Annotated in this window: 16 protein-coding genes; 13 read left to right on the top strand and 3 right to left on the bottom strand. The window is 47.4% G+C overall.

Annotated elements, in window-relative coordinates; genetic code table 11:
- The first annotated feature begins 17 nt into the window (after positions 1-17).
- The 3 genes from ACOOGA_RS02175 to ACOOGA_RS02165 are packed head-to-tail and all read left to right on the top strand — an operon-like array spanning position 18 to position 2,367.
- On the top strand, positions 18-353 hold the full coding sequence (locus ACOOGA_RS02175) for a heavy-metal-associated domain-containing protein (protein ID WP_420429406.1): 336 nt from the start codon (positions 18-20) through the stop codon (positions 351-353).
- Positions 337-1,800, top strand: coding sequence for a mercury(II) reductase (merA, locus tag ACOOGA_RS02170; protein WP_420429404.1), 1,464 nt, complete (start codon positions 337-339; stop codon positions 1,798-1,800). Before ACOOGA_RS02175 ends, merA begins: the two co-directional genes overlap by 17 nt.
- An 18-nt stretch (positions 1,801-1,818) precedes the next feature.
- Entirely contained in the window at positions 1,819-2,367 is a 549-nt protein-coding gene (locus tag ACOOGA_RS02165) for a hypothetical protein (RefSeq protein WP_420429402.1), read from the top strand.
- Between the two features lie 302 nt (positions 2,368-2,669).
- Here the strand turns inward: ACOOGA_RS02165 and ACOOGA_RS02160 are convergent, their stop codons facing one another.
- On the bottom strand, positions 2,670-3,314 hold the full coding sequence (locus ACOOGA_RS02160; RefSeq protein WP_420429400.1) for a tyrosine-type recombinase/integrase: 645 nt from the start codon (positions 3,312-3,314) through the stop codon (positions 2,670-2,672).
- Between the two features lie 148 nt (positions 3,315-3,462).
- Between ACOOGA_RS02160 and ACOOGA_RS02155 the strand changes: the two genes are divergently transcribed.
- On the top strand, positions 3,463-3,786 hold the full coding sequence (locus tag ACOOGA_RS02155) for a hypothetical protein (protein WP_420429398.1): 324 nt from the start codon (positions 3,463-3,465) through the stop codon (positions 3,784-3,786).
- 7 nt (positions 3,787-3,793) lie between these two features.
- Here the strand turns inward: ACOOGA_RS02155 and ACOOGA_RS02150 are convergent, their stop codons facing one another.
- Positions 3,794-5,335, bottom strand: coding sequence for a type IV secretory system conjugative DNA transfer family protein (locus tag ACOOGA_RS02150; RefSeq protein ID WP_420429396.1), 1,542 nt, complete (start codon positions 5,333-5,335; stop codon positions 3,794-3,796).
- Between the two features lie 584 nt (positions 5,336-5,919).
- On the opposite strand from ACOOGA_RS02150, the gene ACOOGA_RS02145 reads away from it, so the two are divergent.
- Complete coding sequence (locus tag ACOOGA_RS02145; protein ID WP_420429394.1) at positions 5,920-6,453, top strand: antirestriction protein ArdA; 534 nt, start codon at positions 5,920-5,922, stop codon at positions 6,451-6,453.
- Positions 6,454-6,530: 77 nt separating this feature from the next.
- Here ACOOGA_RS02145 and ACOOGA_RS02140 read toward each other — a convergent pair whose 3' ends face one another.
- Positions 6,531-6,746 (bottom strand): DNA-binding protein, encoded by a 216-nt coding sequence (locus ACOOGA_RS02140; protein WP_420429392.1) that lies wholly within the window; start codon positions 6,744-6,746, stop codon positions 6,531-6,533.
- Positions 6,747-7,066: 320 nt separating this feature from the next.
- Here ACOOGA_RS02140 and ACOOGA_RS02135 point away from each other — a divergent pair, with 320 nt between their 5' ends.
- The 8 genes from ACOOGA_RS02135 to ACOOGA_RS02100 all read left to right on the top strand — a co-directional run bounded on the left by ACOOGA_RS02135 (position 7,067) and on the right by ACOOGA_RS02100 (position 16,320).
- Positions 7,067-7,291: a hypothetical protein gene (locus tag ACOOGA_RS02135; protein WP_420429390.1), complete on the top strand. Its 225-nt coding sequence runs from the start codon at positions 7,067-7,069 to the stop codon at positions 7,289-7,291.
- Positions 7,292-7,373: 82 nt separating this feature from the next.
- Positions 7,374-8,618: a TolC family protein gene (locus tag ACOOGA_RS02130; protein ID WP_420429388.1), complete on the top strand. Its 1,245-nt coding sequence runs from the start codon at positions 7,374-7,376 to the stop codon at positions 8,616-8,618.
- On the top strand, positions 8,615-10,306 hold the full coding sequence (locus ACOOGA_RS02125) for an efflux RND transporter periplasmic adaptor subunit (protein WP_420429386.1): 1,692 nt from the start codon (positions 8,615-8,617) through the stop codon (positions 10,304-10,306). Before ACOOGA_RS02130 ends, ACOOGA_RS02125 begins: the two co-directional genes overlap by 4 nt.
- The gene (locus ACOOGA_RS02120; RefSeq protein ID WP_420429384.1) at positions 10,293-13,487 is read left to right on the top strand and encodes an efflux RND transporter permease subunit; all 3,195 of its coding nucleotides are present in this window, start codon (positions 10,293-10,295) and stop codon (positions 13,485-13,487) included. The genes ACOOGA_RS02125 and ACOOGA_RS02120 overlap by 14 nt, the downstream gene beginning before the upstream one ends.
- Positions 13,474-13,902: a copper-binding protein gene (locus ACOOGA_RS02115; protein ID WP_420429382.1), complete on the top strand. Its 429-nt coding sequence runs from the start codon at positions 13,474-13,476 to the stop codon at positions 13,900-13,902. Before ACOOGA_RS02120 ends, ACOOGA_RS02115 begins: the two co-directional genes overlap by 14 nt.
- Before the next feature lie 23 nt (positions 13,903-13,925).
- The gene (locus ACOOGA_RS02110) at positions 13,926-14,510 is read left to right on the top strand and encodes a DUF2231 domain-containing protein (protein ID WP_420429380.1); all 585 of its coding nucleotides are present in this window, start codon (positions 13,926-13,928) and stop codon (positions 14,508-14,510) included.
- A 56-nt stretch (positions 14,511-14,566) separates the two neighbouring features.
- The gene (locus tag ACOOGA_RS02105; RefSeq protein WP_420429378.1) at positions 14,567-14,992 is read left to right on the top strand and encodes a heavy metal-responsive transcriptional regulator; all 426 of its coding nucleotides are present in this window, start codon (positions 14,567-14,569) and stop codon (positions 14,990-14,992) included.
- Positions 14,993-15,075: 83 nt separating this feature from the next.
- Entirely contained in the window at positions 15,076-16,320 is a 1,245-nt protein-coding gene (locus ACOOGA_RS02100; RefSeq protein ID WP_420429376.1) for an APC family permease, read from the top strand.
- The last annotated feature ends 2 nt before the right edge of the window (positions 16,321-16,322 follow it).

Raw genomic sequence — 16,322 nt, 5'->3', positions numbered from 1 at the left:
AAACAAGGAGAATGAAGATGAAACACTTAATCAAAACATGCGCGGTTGCGCTCGTACTTGGTATGGCATTGCCGATCACAGCTACCTTTGCTGACGAGGCCAAACCAGCTACCCAACAAACTGCGGAAAAGACGGTGACCTTCGAGATTGAAAAAATGACCTGCGCCATGTGCCCGATTACGGTGCGCAAAGCCATGGAAAAAGTTAACGGCGTAGCTTCAGTTAAAACAGACTATGACAAAAGAACTGCTGTAGTGGTTTTTGATCCCGCAAAAGCAAATATTGAAGATATTGCCAAAGCCTCTGAAAATGCTGGATATCCTGCAATACTAAAAGATGAGCAAGGTTCCTAATATGGCGTTTGACAAGCCAGAGAGCGGTTGCTGCACATCTGAAGATACTGAGACAAAAACAAGTGTCATGGTTATTGGTGCAGGCTCGGCTGGGTTTTCTGCGGCTATTACAGCGGCGGAAGCTGGAGCTGTTGTAACACTTGTTGGTGAGGGCATCATTGGCGGCACCTGCGTTAACGTTGGCTGTGTGCCTTCCAAAACCATGATCCGTGCTGTGGAGGCCCTGTATCAGGCCCCGCATGCGGCCAGGTTTCACGGCATAACATCCACGGCCAGAGTGCTCGACTGGCAGGCCGTTGTCGCGCACAAGCAGCAGCTTGTTGAAGAACTGCGCCAAGCCAAATATATTGACGTTCTGCCCGCTCATCCAGACGTGCATTATATAGAAGGCCGTGCACAGCTAGCCAAAGACGGCGTTAAGGTGGACGGCACGCTTCACACGCCTGACAAGATTATCATTGCCACCGGTTCGTCAAACCGGGTGCCGCCGATCCCCGGCATTGAAACCGTCGATCATCTGGACAGTACGTCCGCGCTCGACCTTGAAACCCTCCCCGGTTCGATGATTATCATTGGCGGCGGTGTAATCGGGTGCGAGCTAGGCCAGATGTTTGCCCGTGCCGGCGTTAAGGTCATCTTATGCTGCCGCAGTCACTTGGTGCCAGATATGGAGCCTGAAATTAGCCAAGCTTTGCAAAGCTATTTGGAAGCTGAAGGCATCACTATATACGCTGGCATTGGCTACCAATCTATTGAACGGCACGGTGACGGCGTTAGACTTCACTACGAAAACCATGGCAAAACTCATACACTGGAAGCAGACAGCGTTTTACTTGCTGCCGGACGCAAGCCAAACACGGCTGGCCTTGGACTTGAAGACGTAGGTGTCTCGCTCACTAAAAACGGCGGTATTGAGGTTGATACTTTGATGTGTTCCACGAACAGTAAAATATACGCTGCTGGCGATGTTACAGGCACAGATATGTTTGTTTATATGGCAGCCTACGGCGCGAAGCTTGCCGCCCAGAATGCAACAGGCGGTAACACACAGCGCTATAATAATGCTGCCATGCCTTCAGTTGTTTTTACCGATCCGCAAGTAGCCAGTGTCGGGTTAACTGAAGTGCAGGCCAATGAGCAAGGTTACAGCATTAAAACAAGTGTTATTACGCTTGACCATGTGCCGCGTTATCTGGCGGCACGGGACACACGCGGTCTGATAAAGCTTGTGGCTGACAAAAACACAGACAAATTATTGGGGGCGCATATATTAGCACCAGAAGGCGGCGAGTTAATCCAAACCGTTGTGATTGCCCTTAAAGCAGGCATGACTGCAACGGATTTGGGACAGGCCATATTCCCATACCTTACCGGCGTTGAAGGGTTAAAGCTCGCAGCCCAAACATTCGACAAAGATGTCAGCACGCTATCGTGCTGCGCCGGGTAAACGAAGAAAAAGTAAATAATGGCAACAACTGATCTCAAACTGGAAGAATGTGGCTCTTTACCAAAGCCGGGTCCATTTGGCCGTTTGGCGCGCATCGGCTTTGGCGCCTTGTGCTTGTATTACGTATTTGCTCTTTGGGGGGTAAGGCAGGATTTAATTACCGACACTGGTACAATCCGGCAGCTTGTCTGGAACGGCATCGTGCCTGGGCTTATTCTCGTCAGTTATGTGATTAATATTGGTTTTTCCCGTGCGTGGAAAAAATGGCCTGCGATTGCAAGCATTGCGATTATGCTCGTGGCAGCAGGCACCGGATATGCGCTAACAGGTTCGATTGAGACTTATCTGCTAGCGCACACTGTCCATGCATGGGAGCTGTATGTTTTTAGCCATTTGGGCTTGGCTTTTATGTTTGCCGCTGTGCTCCGCACACCCGGTTGCGAGATGCGCGCCTTTCACCATCTATTTTCTTTAATCACAAAACGGCTAACAAAAGAGCATCACTGCCCCATAGGTCCATTAACACCGATTGATCAGTGGGAAATGCGACAGAAATGGATGAAGTAAAAGAATGAGTTGGTTTAGGCTCAATCCTACGCATCTGCGCCCGGCTCGACAGAAAGGAACATCCATCGACAGCACCTCCTCAATACTGTCATTGAATTAACTTACAACTACATTGGCAAGCCATTCAATAGGTTCTGAGCCTAAAGTCTATTTTAAATCAGCGTAAACTTTTTTGTGAGCCGAATAAATTCTCTATTCGGCTCACTCATTATGAATGTGGGCGGAATAATGGGCGGGCCCTATCCTGTACAACCAATGTCTGCTACCTTCCTGTTACAGAATACAGTCAAGTGTAACATTGATTAAATTTCATCTGAGTGTTGCCACGCCCGCCACATTTTTTCAGCAATCTGCTTCTCTTCATTCCCTACAACATGGGTATAAATAGCCGTTGTGGCCATATCAGCGTGTCCTAGCCATCTTTGTACCAGGTTAAGCGGCACCCCTGCACTGATGGCTGCAATAGCAAAGCTGTGGCGCAAACCTTTCGGTGAAGCCTGCGGCCCTATGATTTCGGCCTGCTTCATTACCTGCTTGATGCGCCGGTAGCCTGTCATGCGGCACCAGGGCCAGATACGTTCATTTTGAGAGAGTGAAGCCGTAAGCCTTGTAAGCTGATTTAACAATCGGGGTGATACAGGGATCGCACGATAAATGCCATGTTGTCTCTTTTTGAGGCACTCAATAACAATAACACCGTCTGCATAGTCTATATGCTTGGGTGTTAATGCCAATGCCTCAGAAATTCGGCAGCCCGTATCAGAGAGTAAGCAGCAAAATGCGAATACCAATGCTATTTCATAACTGGCTGTATCAATAAATCGCTCCCGTTCTTGCTGGGTCAGGTATTTGCGCTGACCTTGCCTTGTATAGAGGCTGATCAAGGTTGGCTTGTTACTAAGCGAGATAGCCTCACCTCCGTCAAATGCTGGCTGTTCTTTCTTCACTTTTCCGCCCCTTGCATTGGCCTGTGACAAAAGACTGTATTTTGTCACTCTTGTAAGAAGCGGATTCCTTTGCGTCGCATCCGGATGTATCGGGCGCGTCGCTCACTTGAGTTTCTTATGCGCGGGAGCGCAAGCGAGAGGATGACATATGAAAAATTTGGTTAGGTTGAGCAGTGTGATGGCGGTGTCAGTGATGCTGGCCAGTTGTGGTGAAAGCAGCAATAGCAGCGGTGTAGAGGGTTGCGGCGGTATTGACCTAAGTGTGGAGCCATACGGCGTCGCAACGAACTTTCACCTATATGTCAAAAACACGTCGGATGAGCCAAAGGTTGTCACTGTTTATGTGATGGGGGCAGATGGCAAAGTAAAGAACAGCAGTATTATCAAGGCCCCCGCCAACGGGATTGGGGAAGACAAGCGGGGAACCTATATGCCTCGCGGGTATGAAGCTGTTATCAAAAGCTGTAAGTAATAGCCCATCATTCTTTCATTGCGCGATTTTTAAGCTTCCACTCCCGCCAATCAAAATAACGGATTTTTCGGGCGCGGATGGCGGGCAAGCCCTGCACGAACAATAGCTGTTCCTTGGTTGGCATGGTGAGTATCTCGCCCGTGGTCATTAAGGGGCGTGCCCCTTCAAAAACGCCTGAATGAAAGGCCCCAGAAATCAGCTTAAACGGCAGGGGTGAGGTTTGTCCCTGCGACTGCATGCGCACGGTGGCTGTCCCCAGCATATCTGACAGAAGCTTTGCTGTGTCAGGGTCTTGCACGTTAAAGGCCTGACGCACGGCGCAGTTAGCAATCATTGACCGTGCTTTGGGGTAAGTTTTTTGAAGCTGGTCCAAGTCCTGCACAAATAGCCATAGCTTTGCGCCGTAGCCTGCCAGATAGCCAATGCCTTCCTCAATCGGGCGCATATAGCCAAGGGCTGGCAGCTCATCTAACAGGAACAAAACAGGGTGCTTGGGCTTTGCGCTGTTACGGGTCATGGCCACGGTGGCAAGCCCCGTCATCATCCGCAGGAAAGGGCGATACGCTTCCAGATATTCGGGTGGCACGATGATGAACACCGAGGCCACTTCATCCTTCAGGCTTTCAAAGGTGAAGGATGATATTTCGGTGGCTGAGCGCAGTTCAGGGCTTTCAAACAGTTCCGTCGCCCCTTGTGCGGTTGAAATCACCGCTGAGCGTTCCTTTGGCTCTTTTTGGCTAAAGCCACGAGCAATGCGCGAGACATTTTCCTGTTTGCTGGCGGCCATTTTGGCAAGCAACAATTCAAACTCTTCCGCGTCCTGCATTAAAAAGTCGCGCAGTGTGCCAAGGTTCTGGCTGAAAATATCCCAGTCATGGCGGATGTATAATAAAAGACCGGTAATGAGGGTGCGGGCTTCCCGCTCCCAGTGGTTCGCTTGAGAGTGTTCTGGCACTACAAGCATTTCAGCCACCAGTCGCGCATCATCCACCTCATAAGGGGTATCAACGCGGATGAAATCAAGCGGGTTATAGGTGGCCGCCTTGCCTTTTGTGCCGCCAAGCGGGGCCAGTTCATATACAGGGCCAAGGCTTTCACGGTATGCACGGGTGATGGCGCTGTTTTCGCCTTTAATATCCGTCACTACAACGGAGCCAGGGTGATCCAACAGGTTTGGGATCACACAGCCCACGCCTTTACCGCTGCGTGTAGGGGCAAAGGTCAGTAAGTGACCATCGCCTGAATAACAGAGCATACGGTTACTCTTACGGCCCAGGATCAGGCCGCCTCGGCGTAACAATTTGCCTTTTCGAGCATCAGCAAGGCCTGCAAAACGGGCGGAGCCATGCGTGACAGGACGTTCAAACTGCGCGGCAGCATATTTGGCTAACACGCCTGCGACACCCAAAACCAAAGCAAAAATGGCCCCAAGCCATATTGGCGGGGCAAACAACAGATAGCCAGTTAAGGCTGTGAAAAGCGGCAGAACCTTCCAGATCAGGCGCATGAGACCATGAAAGGTCAGGATAAGTGTACGAATGGAACGCATGGGTAAAGCCTCCAGATTGTTGCATCTATAGGCTTCTGAAGGCGGCACAAAACCAGAAAACAGTACGGAACCAGCCAGACTGACCGATTACTGTAAATTATGGCTATGATGGTCTTTCCACCATAAGAAGTAGTAAAAATTCCCTAAAACTTCTTGGTTGCTGCCCGATTTTCCCGTATTTTCTAAGGGGGTGTGCGAGAATATATCTTTCTCAAAAGATGATTATTTAGTCTGCGAAGTCCGTGAACAGCAGTTCATGACTGCGAACGGCCTTAAAAAAGCGCGCACCATCCAAAAAGTATTTGAGCATAAGCCGGCCCCAAAGCAAATTAAACTCTTCTGATTTCAAGTAGCTATATTGCCTTGGGTGCATATGCATATAGCTGATGCAATGAAGCGGGTAATGCGGAATAGTTTGCCAATAATCTCCTTCCCGCTTTGAGTGATCTGCAAAGTTAGCGGGTGTTGGTACGTTCACAACCGACCTTCCGCGCCACGGCCTTGCAGGCCCCGTGAAGGCAATTGTGCCCGCCCCATAAATACACCCGCTGTTCCTTCTGCGTTCAAAGCAAAGGAGGAACATCATGACAAACATCTATCACGCAACACCTTACGACATTTGCCTCGCAAGCTCGTCAGCTTCGCAAACAGCAACCGGCTTCTATTTCAGCACCTATGATGAATACGCTGAGAAAGCTGCCAGCCATCGCAACGAGCATGGCGATCCCGTTGAGGAATATGAAATCCAGTTCATTGACGGTGACAATTCACGCCTTTTCGCAGCCGTTGGCGTTAACCAGGCCAACCTGCAAACCTGGTTCGATAAGTTCGAAGACCTTGACGGCGATGACGCAATCAAAGCCATCTATCTGGCTGAAGACCTTGGCTACCGTCTTGAAGACGCGCTTGACCGTCTGGAAGACGTGCACCTTTTTGAAGGCACAGCTATCGAATATGCTGAAAGCTATATCGAAGATACCGGCCTTTTGAATGAAATGCCTGATAACCTGCGTTACTACTTCGATACTGAAGCTTTTGCCCGCGATCTGCTGCTTGGCGGTGACATTGCTGAGCTTGAAGTTGACCGCACCCAATACATTGTTCAGGCCTGCTTTTAGGCCTGAATTTTACCCTATGGATAAAAAAGAGCCCCACCGTTAAGGCAGGGCCCTCGTCCTGAAATAGGACTTGTGTGTTAAGCAGCGTCGCCAGAGGCGGCCAGGCGCTGGCCTTCAAGCCATTTGTTGAAGGCGTTTTTATCAATATAAACCCGCCCACCGATTTTAATCAGGACAGCATCAAAACCATTGCTGTTTGCATGGTATATCCACCACCGGATTGTACTTTCAGTCACAAATGGCGCTTCTGTCGCCAACTGCTTTACGGTCCGAAGGTCTGTATATTCGACCAAGGTTTTCTCCATCTGGGTATAGAAAAAAAGCAGAAAAGAAAAATCGGACGCACGTAATATAGCCGTTTTTGGGGGAAACGGCAATTCAATGGGAGTACTGATAAGTTTTAGCTTGTAGTTCTCAAATTACTCCCTACAATTAAAAGGTTATGAGATACATTGCTTCGACATTAATGGTGTTTATGATTTTCACGTCATTTATGACGTGTGAAATGCTGTTTTGTCCGATGCAGGCTCACGCGGCGTCATCGTCAGAAGTGTCTACTAAAGACCTTCCCCCATGCCACCAAGATGGCCAGGATGATGCAGAATGCAACTTGATGACAAACATCGACTGTGTGGGAATTGATTTATTTCCTGCAGATGATGGCATTAGCCTAGATCATAACTCTGACCATTCAACTATAGACTTGGCGTGGGCTGATTTAGCAAACCCCTATGTATACGAACCTGGAAATATTCAAGATATTCGTGGCCCACCCTTTAATGCCCCACGCATTAACTCCCAGCTTACTTATCTGACGACACAACGTATTCGTATCTGACTTTGATCTCTAATTTAGCCTGCAACAGTGTTGTTGCAGGCTCTAAGTGCATGTTTATTCGCACAATAAAGGAGATCATAAAATGCGAAAAGCACAATACGGCGCTGTTGTTTTTACGATTGTCACATCATTATTTGGGGGCACGTCAGCAGTTCAAGCCGATACTTTTGAAGACTATATCGAGCGGCTTGGCCAACACCCACAGGTTTTGGGTGTGTTGGCTGAGACGGAGGCGTTAAAATATCAAGCAAGAAGTGAATTGGGCCTGCCTGATCCTACGTTGTTTATCGGGGTGGACAATGTCCCCATTTCTGACCCGGCCTTTGACAGGTTTCTACCGTCATCTAAGGTTATTGGATTTACCCAGAAAATCCCTAATCCGGCTATAAGAAAAGCAAAATCTGCACGATTTACACAGATGTCGGCAAAAAGCAGGCTAATGGCTGAATACACGAATGCTCGCTTGCGCTTTATGTTGATTGCCAAGTTGGCAGAATATAAAAGTGTAAAAACGCAGATTGATCTTCTTCATCAGCAACTTGGTTATTATCAGGAGCTTGAAAACACCTTTAAAGGACAGATTGAATCTGGCCGCTCTGTTTACCAGCGCTTTTCCGAGGTGGATGTTGAGCGAGCAGAGGCTGAACGCAGGTTGAATGATCTGCAAGCTCAGCTTGTTTCGATCGAAGCTGAGTTCGTGAGACTGGTTGAGGAAGTGCCTGCAATCGAAGTCCCTATAGTGCCTGTACTTTCTTGGCATCAAGACCCTCTAGCACTTTACCCAATAGCCATTGCTGCTGAGGATATAAATATTGCTGAAAAAGGGGTTGATATTGCCAATGCCGACTTTCTGCCAAACTTTGGGTTGTCAGCTACCTATAAGCAACGTGAGGCCAGTGCGGTTGGCGCTTTTACCGGAGATGATTGGTTTTCAGTCCAACTGCAGATGAGCATTCCCCTTTGGGCTCATAGTAGCCAGTACCCCCGTTTGAAAGCAGCTAAAGAACGTAAGCGAAGTGCAAGCTTGAACTTTGAGGACATGCGCCGTGCGTGGCTTCGTGAGATGATCTCGATCCAAAGCAATCGTGATGCAGCTGTCAAAAATGTCGAGGTTCTCAAAAGCAAAGGCGCTGCCATGGAAGAAAAGATTGAAGCTACTCAGCGAAACTATGAGGCTGGTACTGAAAATCTTGATGCTGTGCTTTTGGCAAAGATTGATCATCTGAATATTCTGGCGCAGTTGGCTGTTTTACAAGAGACTCTTGTGCGCCGCTCTGCGGAGTTCAATTCAAATTTAATGGATAGTTATGAGGAGGTATCAGAATGAGATATCTGATCCCTATATTGTTTTTAGTTTTTAATTTTATGGCATTCCCTGCCGTTGCGCAGGCAGAAAAATATACCTGCCCTATGCACCCGCATTATGTGGCAGATCGCCCAGGCACGTGCCCGATCTGTGGAATGGACCTTGTCGCGCTTGAGACTGATGAAAAAGCGGACAATCGTGCGTCTGATAAGATGGATAAAGGCCAAAGCCCTACACGGACAGTTGTTACCATTGACCCTGAAACAATCCAGAATACTGGTGTGCGTTCTGAAAATGCGCAGATGGCCAGTTTTGGAACATTGGTTCGGAGTTATGGTGATGTGGCTGAAAATGTGCGTTTGCAATTTGATATTTCTGCGCGTGTTGAAGGTTGGGTTGAGGAGCTAAAAACCCAAGCTGTGGGCGATAATGTGAAAACGGGTGATATGCTCTTCAAGCTCTACAGTCCGGCACTCATTTCTGCGCAACAGGATTATGTAAGCGCATTGCAAACAGGGATTGCTGGTCGGATTGACTCTGCCTTTAAACGCCTTGTTTCGCTTGGAATGCAGAAACGTGCGGTTGAGGAGATTCGAAGCAGTCGCAAGCCGTTTAAGAGTGTGCCTTACTATGCTGAAATTGATGGGTTGATCAGCGCCATTAATGTTCGAGAAGGTAGTTTTGCCAAACCAGGTATGAATCTTATGACACTTCAGAATTATGACTCGGTTTGGGTCGATGTAAGTGTTGCAGAGCAGGATATACCATTCATAACCAAGCAGACAATTGCCAAGGTGTCGTTACCTGCTTTAGGGATGACAGATCAAGCTGCTTCTATCGATTATATATACCCAACCATTGATAGGGGCACTCGCACTGGGCGTATTCGTCTTGTCCTCCAGAATGCTGAGGGCAAACTTTTACCAGGAGCTTATGCCGATGTTGAGTTTGAAACAGGCGTGAAGCGCAGATTATCTATCCCAAGCGATGCAATCCTAAAAAGCAAAGACGGTGACTTTGTTGTGGTTGCTCTGGGGCTGGGGCGTTTTGAGCCTCGCCGGATTCTTTCTGGTCTGAGATATAAGGGCCGAACAGAAGTTCTGGAAGGGCTGTCTGAAGGGGATGAGATTGTTGTTAGCGGCCAATTCCTTATTGATTCAGAAAGTGCCCTACGAGAGTCATTCCGTAAGATGGAGCGTATGCAGATGCCGCTCTCATTATTGGAAGTCAGCAGTGACCAACTGGCCATGATTGACCATTTGGTTGATGCAGCAGTTTACATCCAGCAGGAACTTGTTTCTGACCGCACGCCGCGCACAAATATGATTATGCCCGCGATAACGCTTGGTGATCATTTGATGCCAGTATTTAGAGGTACCAAGCTGCAATTTGTTCTGCAGGATGCTGAGGCAGCCCTCAAGAAAGCACAAAATAATGTAACGGATAAAGAATGGCAACAAACACTCAATGCATTGGTAGTTGCTCTTAAGCCGTGGCTATTAGGCGGCAAGCCAAATCACTATGAAAGTAAAGGGTTAAAGCTCTATATGGCACACGGCCTAGAACGCTATTGGCTGCAATTGGAAGATGAAGCCATGAATCCATATGGCGCTGGCCACCCAATGCAGGTCGAGTGGCCTGATAAAGTTGAAGCTGAAGCCCCTAAAATGAATGAAATGCCACAAGGGGGTGCTCATGCAAACCACTAATAAAGATAACCATCTATCTCACGACCCGACCAAATCATTCGTCGCAAAGGTGATCGATTGGTCAGTCCACAACCAATTGCTGATTGGTATGATGATGCTGGCATTGCTTGTCGCAGGTATTCTTTCTGTACAGAGAACGCCGCTTGATGCTATCCCGGACATGTCTGACACACAGGTTATTATTCGCACTGATTTTGCTGGGCAATCACCGCAAATTGTCGAAGATCTTGTCACATACCCTCTGTCAACCACGATGCTTGGACTGCCCAAAACAAAAAATGTTCGCGGCTATTCAATGTTTGGTACATCGTTTGTCTATATTATTTTTGAAGACGGTATTGATCAATATTGGGCGCGAAGCCGGGTAGTTGAGGCCTTATCTAAAATACAAGGTGATCTGCCTGCGAGTGTTCAGCCTCAAATCGGCCCTGACGCTACGGGTGTTGGCTGGGTTTATCAATATGCCTTGATCGATAAAAGCGGCAAATATGATTTGTCGCAACTTCGTAGCCTTCAAGACTGGTTCTTAAAATTCGAACTTGCCACAGTGTCAGGTGTCTCTGAAGTGGCATCAGTCGGTGGTTTTGTTAAAGAGTATCAGGTTCTAATTGATCCCAATCGCCTGCGGGCTTTTGACATCCCTTTAAAACGCCTAATGGAAGCGGTCAGAAATGCCAGTATGGATGCTGGTGGGCGCGTTATTGAAAAGGCTGAGATGGAGCTGATGATCCGCTCAAAAGGGTATGTGACCAATCTAAAAGAGCTCCAAAAAATAGTTCTCTATGCGAATGATGGTACACCTGTAAAGCTTGAAGATGTGGCCCGTGTTATTGAAGGGCCAGAACTGCGCCGTGGTGTGACTGAACTGAATGGCGAAGGCGAAGTTGTAGCCGGTGTTGTTGTGATGCGTGCTGGTGAAAATGCCCTTAACGTGATTAAGGGCGTGAAAGAAAAGCTGGAAGAGCTTCAGCATGGCCTACCTGAAGGTGTGGAGATTGTACCGGTATATGACCGAGCTCCTTTAATTGAAGGGGCGATTGAATATCTTGCCCATAAACTTTTGGAAGAGGGGATTGTTGTTGCTCTCGTTTCACTGATATTTCTATTGCACGCAAGGTCAGCTTTTGTTGCCATTGTCACGCTGCCACTGGCAATTCTTGCTGCCTTCATAGTCATGTCGGCGCAAGGCATTACGGCAAACATCATGTCTTTGGGTGGGATTGCTATTGCGATTGGCGCAATGGTCGATGCTTCCATTGTTATGGTAGAGAATGCTCACAGGAAGTTATCGGAACTCCCACAAACGGCAACGCGGTCTGATAAGAATGCAGCAATTCTTCTGGCAACAAAAGAGGTTGGCCCAGGGCTTTTCTTTTCACTGTTGATTATAACCGTTTCGTTCTTGCCAGTATTCGCGTTAACAGGTCAGTCTTACCGGTTATTCTCGCCGTTAGCTTACACAAAGACCTACGCCATGGCTTTTGCCTCAATACTGTCGGTTACGGTTGTCCCTGTGCTGATGTTGTGGTTGATACGGGGTAAAATTCGTAAGGAGGAAGAAAACCCTATTAACCGCTGGTTTATCCATATCTACGAACCAATCCTGAAAAGTGCGCTGAAGTGGAAGTGGCGAACCGTCATCATTGCTGGTGCCTTACTGGTTTCGATGGCTTTACCGCTGGCTAAAACAGGCTCAGAATTTATGCCTGCCCTTTATGAGGGGGAATTGCTTTACATGCCAACCACATTGCCTGGTGTTTCAATTACCAAGGCAAAAGAAGTGCTTCAGCAGACCAACAGAATGATCCGTCAGGTTCCTGAGGTACATCATGTCTTTGGTAAAGTTGGTCGTGCAGATACAGCGACCGACCCTGCACCCATTTCAATGATTGAGACCTGGATACGCCTTAAACCAAGAGATGAATGGCGAAAAGGTATGGATGTTGAGGCCCTGATTAAAGACCTTAACAAACGTGTCAAATTACCGGGAGTTGTTAACTCATGGGGGTACCCGATCAAAATCCGCATGGATATGATCTCTACAGGTATCCGCACGCCTATAGGTATTAAAATTGCGGGTGACAACCTAGAAACTATTGGCCGTGTAGCCGTTGATATTGAGGCCGCTATCAAAGATGTACCAGGAACCAGATCAGCGTTCGCTGACCGGGTGACGGGTGGTAAATACCTTGAAGTCACACCTGATCGAGATGAACTGGCAAGACGCAATATTGATCTTGGAGTCTTCCAAAACATTATTGGGACGGCTCTAGGTGGTATGAAAATGGCAGAGTCTATTCAAGGGCGTGAGCGCTACAACATCATGTTGCGTTATGACCGCCCGTTCCGGGAAGACCCTAGCGATTTGCAGGATATTTTGATCCCGACACCTCAGGGCCAGCATATTCCCCTTGGTGAGTTAGCGAAAATCGAGTTTGTTGAAGGACCTCCAATGATCAAAAGCGAGAACGCACGCCTTACGGGGTGGGTGTTTGTAGATATTGAAGGCCGTGACATTGGCTCATACGTTAAAGAAGCGCAGAAAATTGTAAATTCAAAAATTGATTTACCTTCTGGTTATGCGCTTATCTGGTCTGGTCAGTTTGAGCAAATGCTAGAAGCAAAGAGCAGAATGCAAATTGCAGTGCCTGCTGCCATCTTTATCATTTTCACTTTATTGATGGTGCACTTTGGTCGGCTTGATAGAACGCTGATGATTATGCTGTCATTACCATTTGGCCTGATTGGGGGCGTATGGGCTCTTTATCTGGCTGGGTATAACTTTTCGGTTGCTGTTGGTGTGGGTTTCATTGCTTTAGCTGGTATCGCAGTAGAAACCGCTGTTGTCATGTTGATTTATATTGATCAACAAGTGCGTGAGCACCCACCCCAATCACTTTCTGATTTGCTGGAAGACGTTATTCACGGTGCAGTTCTGCGCGTGAGGCCTAAGCTTATGACGGTGTGCACGACAATGGTTGGCCTTGCGCCAATATTTGTGACCGAAGGGCTTGGTTCTGATGTTATGCGCCGAATTGCTTTGCCAATGATAGGCGGTATGACCACCACCACAATTCTGACTCTGATCGTTATTCCTGCTGTTTATTACATCTGGGAAGGCCGCAGATTCAGTTTAAACCAAAGTAAAAACGAAGGAGAAAGTAACCATGAAACTGCTTAAAAATACACTGATATTAACAGCCGTAACACTTGTGGGCTCAGCTTTTGTTATCCCAGCTTATGCGGGGCATGACCACGGGCAAGAAAAAGTTCAAATGAAGCAAGGCAACTTGGAAGCCATGGGGGAAGGTGTTGTTCATTCTATTGATATGAACCTGAGAATTATCAACCTGTCGCATGGGCCAATCCCTGCACTGAAGTGGCCAGCAATGAAAATGGACCTTGAGGTCGCCCGCAGTGTGAACCTCACTGAGCTACAACCCGGCCAAAACATCAAGTTCCACATCAAGTTGGGTGAAGACAAGCGATACCGTATCACAAAAGTAATGGTGGCGGGCGCGGAGAATCATTCAATGCGCAAACAAATGAACCATGGTGACGCTCATGAGCAGGGCCATGACAATCATAAACATTAAAATATTAAAGAGGGAGAATAATCATGGGTATAGAAATCATACCGAACTGGCACCCTATTTTTGTACACTTTTCAGTAGCGTTGCTCAGTGTCTCAGGGTTGATATTTCTGGCATCAACCTTGCTAAAAAAAGAGCAGTTATTTGTTGTCGCCCGCTGGAATTTATGGCTGGGGGTGGCAATAACACTTGGCACCGTTGCGGCAGGTTTCTATGCCTATAATACAGTAGCTCATGACGGCCCATCACATGCCGCGATGACAGATCACAGAAATTGGGCGTTAGTTACGGCCAGCCTATTTGTCTTATTGGCAGTTTGGTCGTTAGCTAAACACCGAACTGCTGATAAAGCATCCTCTCTATTTATTGCCTGTATTCTAATTGCCACCGGCTTATTGGCTGTTACAGGTTTCAAGGGTGGCGAGGCTGTTTATCGCCATGGCCTTGGCGTAATGCGAATGCCTGAAGTAAGCGGTGACGGCGGGCATGGTAGCCACTCTCATGGTGAAGGCGAAGAACATGGCGCAACCCATAATGAGCATCAAAAAGAAGCACCGCACGAGCATAAAGACAATCATTTGGATGGAAGCCATGGAGACCATGAACATTAAGTCTTGACCTTAGAGTATACTCTAAGGTGCATGCTTGTATTTGAAAGGACAAATGAATGTCTGAGATGAAGATTGGACAATTAGCAAAGGCAAGTGGCGTTAAGACGGACACTGTGCGTTATTACGAAACACTTAAGCTTATAGAACCGGCTGGCCGGACCAGATCCGGCTACAGAGTTTATGACGAGGCGGCTGTTGACAGAATTACTTTTATCCGCCGCTCCAAGTCTTTGGGCTTCAAACTTTCTGAAATCACTTCTTTGCTTGAATTGCAAACATCTCAGACAGCGTCCTGCGAAGATATGCTTCTCCGGACAAAGGCTAAAATCAAAGAAGCTGAAGAGAATATTCAGTATCTGAAGCGCATGAGAAATGCACTTGAAAGCCTTGCAGCAGACTGCCCCGGCGGCGCACAACCACTGACCGAATGCCCCATTCTTGATTATTTGGCGGCCAGCACCATAGAAATGAACAATAAATAAAGGTACGAAAATTGAATCATACAGCCCACAACCGCTCAGCAACATATGAAAAAAATAGTCTAAGCCTAACGGGTGCCGTTTCTATGGGAACGGGCGTTATGATTGGTGCGGGTATCTTTGCCTTAACTGGGCAGGTGGCAGAACTTGCACGAGAATGGTTTCCGTTGGCTTTTCTCGTTGCTGCTATCGTGGTTGGGTTTAGTGCCTACTCTTACATCAAGATGGCAAATGCTTACCCCTCTGCTGGGGGGATTGCCATGTTTCTTGAAAAAGCCTACGGCCGAGGGACTGTTACAGCTGCATGTGCTTTGTTGATGTATCTGTCAATGGTAATCAACGAAAGCTTGGTCGCACGAACATTTGCGACATACACGCTGCAACTTTTTGATGTAGGTTCAAGAACATGGCTGGTACCTGTTCTGGGTGTTAGCGTTTTGTTTTTTGCATTTTTGGTGAATATATTAGGTAATAAATTTATCCAAACATTTTCTTTTTTCATGGCTTTTATCAAAATTGGCGGGCTGGTATTGCTTGCCATGGGCGGATTATACGCCAGTGGTCTTAGCTTTGAAAGCATCTCTGTTCAACCACAAGATACAACATTCACAGGCTTTTTAGGAGCAGTAGCCCTAGGTATTCTGGCCTATAAGGGCTTTACCACTATTACCAACAGCGGCGGCGAAATACAGGAGCCACATAAAAATGTAGGTCGCGCCATTATGATCTCAATCGCTATCTGCATTGCGGTTTATCTATTGGTTGCTTTTGCTGTCGGAGGTAACTTGACGATTGATCAAATCGTTCAGGCAAAAGACTATGCATTGGCAGAAGCTGCACGTCCGGCTTTTGGTGAAAGCGGGCTCTGGATTGCGGTTGGGTTTGCCATTGTTGCAACAGTGTCAGGCGTTATCGCAAGTGTATTTGCTGTCTCGCGAATGCTGGCCATGCTGACTGACATGAAACTGGTGCCGCATAGTCACTTTGGTATGTCAGGTGACGTTCAGAAACATACTTTGGTCTACACAATTGTTTTCGCAATGATATTGACTGTTTTCTTTGATCTTGGGCGTATCGCTTCTCTGGGGGCCATTTTTTACATTGTGATGGATATGGTTATCCACTGGGGTGTTCTAAAGCACTTACGCAAAGAGGTGCAGGCAAATGCCTTTATATTGGTTACAGCTATCATACTCGACGCTGTTGTGCTGGGCGCGTTGCTTTGGATTAAAGCACAAAGCGATATGATGGTCATTTACGCTGCAATTGTTGGCATGATTGCTGTCTTTGCAGGCGAGCGTTGGTTTTTGAACGGTAAAAATAATTCATAAAG

The sequence above is a fragment of the Kordiimonas sp. genome (assembly GCF_965216265.1).
Classification (GTDB): domain Bacteria; phylum Pseudomonadota; class Alphaproteobacteria; order Sphingomonadales; family Kordiimonadaceae; genus Kordiimonas.
The sequence above is the reverse complement of the archived record's forward strand: the minus strand, read 5'-3'. Positions and strand labels throughout refer to the sequence as shown.

Excerpts from the sequence above, each read along its gene's own strand:
- ACOOGA_RS02175 (WP_420429406.1), top strand. The coding sequence starts at position 18 with ATGAAACACTTAATCAAAACATGCGCGGTTGCGCTCGTACTTGGTATG.
- merA (WP_420429404.1), top strand. The coding sequence starts at position 337 with ATGAGCAAGGTTCCTAATATGGCGTTTGACAAGCCAGAGAGCGGTTGC.
- ACOOGA_RS02165 (WP_420429402.1), top strand. The coding sequence starts at position 1,819 with ATGGCAACAACTGATCTCAAACTGGAAGAATGTGGCTCTTTACCAAAG.
- ACOOGA_RS02155 (WP_420429398.1), top strand. The coding sequence starts at position 3,463 with ATGAAAAATTTGGTTAGGTTGAGCAGTGTGATGGCGGTGTCAGTGATG.
- ACOOGA_RS02150 (WP_420429396.1), bottom strand. The coding sequence starts at position 5,335 with ATGCGTTCCATTCGTACACTTATCCTGACCTTTCATGGTCTCATGCGC.
- ACOOGA_RS02145 (WP_420429394.1), top strand. The coding sequence starts at position 5,920 with ATGACAAACATCTATCACGCAACACCTTACGACATTTGCCTCGCAAGC.
- ACOOGA_RS02135 (WP_420429390.1), top strand. The coding sequence starts at position 7,067 with ATGACAAACATCGACTGTGTGGGAATTGATTTATTTCCTGCAGATGAT.
- ACOOGA_RS02130 (WP_420429388.1), top strand. The coding sequence starts at position 7,374 with ATGCGAAAAGCACAATACGGCGCTGTTGTTTTTACGATTGTCACATCA.
- ACOOGA_RS02125 (WP_420429386.1), top strand. The coding sequence starts at position 8,615 with ATGAGATATCTGATCCCTATATTGTTTTTAGTTTTTAATTTTATGGCA.
- ACOOGA_RS02120 (WP_420429384.1), top strand. The coding sequence starts at position 10,293 with ATGCAAACCACTAATAAAGATAACCATCTATCTCACGACCCGACCAAA.
- ACOOGA_RS02115 (WP_420429382.1), top strand. The coding sequence starts at position 13,474 with ATGAAACTGCTTAAAAATACACTGATATTAACAGCCGTAACACTTGTG.
- ACOOGA_RS02110 (WP_420429380.1), top strand. The coding sequence starts at position 13,926 with ATGGGTATAGAAATCATACCGAACTGGCACCCTATTTTTGTACACTTT.
- ACOOGA_RS02105 (WP_420429378.1), top strand. The coding sequence starts at position 14,567 with ATGTCTGAGATGAAGATTGGACAATTAGCAAAGGCAAGTGGCGTTAAG.
- ACOOGA_RS02100 (WP_420429376.1), top strand. The coding sequence starts at position 15,076 with ATGGGAACGGGCGTTATGATTGGTGCGGGTATCTTTGCCTTAACTGGG.